Raw genomic sequence first — 2546 nt, forward strand, 5'->3', positions numbered from 1 at the left:
CCGACGATCGTCGGGATGGCGGTGCCGACCTTGAAGAGGTACGTGCCCTTGAAGGTGGGCTTGGCGCCGACCGGGACGGCCGAACCGCAGCCGGACGACGAGACGACGGTGAGCTCGCCCGCGAGGCTGTTGACGGCGAGCGCGCCCGTCGAGTTGGTGTACGTGCTGGACGCCTTGCCCGTCACGCGGAAGTTGCAGCCGCCGACGGTCACGTCGGCGACGACGTTGCCGACGTAGCCCTTGGTGACGCCGGTCGAGGCGGTGTAGTCCTGCGCCACGATCGTCCAGGGGGTGACCGGGGCGGCGGTCACGGGGCCCAGCACGCTGGTGCAGGGGGACCCGGAGGCGCCGAAGGCCATGGAGTTGATGTTTCCGACGGTCGCCGGGTTGCCGGTGGTGCTCTGTCCGACGCCCGCACCGTTCGACTTCGTACACGTCATGGCGATGCCGTTGACGCTGAGGACGACGTTCCCGCTGTTGACCGCGGTGATGCTGGCCGGGGACGGGCTGACGGTCCAGACCGTCGAGGCCACCGCGGAGGCGGGGCTCACGGCGAGGGCGAAGGCAGCGGAGGCGCCACCGGCGACGACGGCGAGGTTTCTGAATGACTTCTTCATGGCTCTGGGGTTCTCCTTGGGGATCGTCCGGCAGAGGGTGCTTCGGTGGGGGTGTGCCGCGGCAGGTGCGGACGTGGCCGGCGGCCCGGCCGTCCTACCGCCGCGAAACCAGACGTTACTTGCGGGAAACTTAGCCGAACAATGGCGCGAACCAAGATTCTTCGAAGATGCCCGATTGCCTGTCAAGAGGGTGAGCGATGGCAGGAATCCGCTTGGTTCCGAAGTGCGCAATGTCGACAATTATGATCGATCATGCGAGGTCGGAGAGGGGTTCGGTGGGTCGATATGGCGTTTTCCTCCGGCCGGTGACAACCCCTCACGCTGAATTGTCTCGCGGCTGATAAGCGAACCGCCGTCGGGCCCTGTTCCACGAAAACTCCGGATCCGGTATTGCCCCGCGAGGTTACCCAGCCGTAGCGTTCCCGGGGGCGACGCTCAGTCGCAGGTCGGCGCACCACTCTGTCGCGGCGGTGACAAGAACATCCCCCGACTTTGTCTTCGTGGTGACAAACGCGGGAGCGGATCAATGAATTTGCGCCACAGCTATTGTCCGGGTGATCCAGAACGGCCTACCGTGCGCCCGCGGCACACGCGCCACGCACGTCTGCTGGAGGTGGGATGGGAATCGAAGTAGTCGTCGAGGGACTCACCATGTCCTTCGGCAAGCAGAACATCTGGCAGGACGTGTCACTGACCCTGCCGGCCGGAGAGGTGAGCGTGATGCTCGGCCCTTCCGGCACCGGGAAGACGGTCTTTCTGAAATCGCTCATCGGCCTCCTCAAACCGCAGCAGGGCCGTGTCCTCATCAACGGCGTCGACATGGTCAGCAGCCCCGAACGCGACATCTACGAGACCCGGAAGCTCTTCGGCCTCATGTTCCAGGACGGCGCCCTGTTCGGCTCCATGAGCCTCTTCGACAACATCGCCTTCCCGCTGCGCGAGCACACCCGCAAGCGCGAGTCCGAGATCCGACGCATCGTCATGGAGCGGATCGAACTCGTCGGTCTGCTCGGCGCGGAGGACAAGCTGCCGGGCGAGATCAGCGGCGGCATGCGCAAACGCGCCGGACTGGCCCGCGCCCTCGTCCTCGACCCGCAGATCGTCCTGTGCGACGAACCGGACTCCGGGCTCGACCCCGTCCGCACCGCCTACCTGTCGCAACTCCTCATCGACCTCAACGCGCGGATCGACGCGACGATGCTGATCGTCACCCACAACCTCGACATCGCCGCCACCGTCCCCGACAACATGGGGATGTTCTTCCGGCGCAGACTCGTCACCTTCGGCCCCCGCGAGGTACTCCTCACCAGCGACGAACCGGTCGTGACCCAGTTCCTCGCCGGCCGCCGCGAAGGCCCCATCGGCATGTCCGAGGAGAAGGACGCCGCCCTCCTCGCCGCCGAGGCGGTCAACCCCGCCGGGCACTCGACGGCGCCCCGCGTCATCGTCCCGCAGCTGGAGCCCTCCCCGGGTCTCCCGCCCCGCGCGGCCGTCAACCGGCGCCGGGAGCGCGTCCTCGGCATGCTCGACCAGCTGCCGCCCGCCGCCCGCGCAGCCATCCGCGACACCTACGCGCACAGCGCCGCCGCGCCCACCCTGACCATGCCGGCCCCCGGGAGCGCCTCGTGATCACCGGCGCGCTGCGGCAGACCGGCCGCCTCTTCGCCCTCGCCGCCGAGGTGAGCCGGGCCGTCTTCCGGCGGCCCTTCCAGTTCCGGGAGTTCGTCGAGCAGTTCTGGTTCGTCGCCAGCGTCACCATCCTGCCGGCCGCGCTCGTCTCCATCCCGTTCGGCGCCGTCATCGCCCTCCAGGTCGGCTCGCTCACCCAGCAGCTGGGAGCCCAGTCGTTCACCGGCGGAGCCAGCGTCCTCGCCGTCATCCAGCAGGCCAGCCCCCTCATCGTGGCCCTCCTGATCGCCGGCGCCGGCG

Annotated in this window: 2 protein-coding genes and 1 pseudogene; 2 read left to right on the forward strand and 1 reads right to left on the reverse strand. The window is 68.2% G+C overall.

Features of this window, described 5'->3' with window-relative positions:
* On the reverse strand, positions 1-617 hold a 617-nt coding region (locus CCN56_RS37125), incomplete at its 3' end, for a hypothetical protein (RefSeq protein ID WP_086832118.1).
* 618 nt (positions 618-1235) lie between these two features.
* On the opposite strand from CCN56_RS37125, the gene CCN56_RS37130 reads away from it, so the two are divergent.
* Together CCN56_RS37130 and CCN56_RS37135 are read left to right on the forward strand one after the other, a co-directional pair.
* Entirely contained in the window at positions 1236-2246 is a 1011-nt protein-coding gene (locus CCN56_RS37130; RefSeq protein ID WP_086832119.1) for an ABC transporter ATP-binding protein, read from the forward strand.
* A pseudogene (locus tag CCN56_RS37135) lies at positions 2243-2546 on the forward strand (ABC transporter permease); the annotation flags it as partial. The gene CCN56_RS37130 and the pseudogene CCN56_RS37135, both read left to right, overlap by 4 nt.

Source organism: Streptomyces sp. NRRL B-24572, assembly GCF_002156145.1.
Classification (GTDB): Bacteria; Actinomycetota; Actinomycetes; order Streptomycetales; family Streptomycetaceae; genus Streptomyces; species Streptomyces vietnamensis.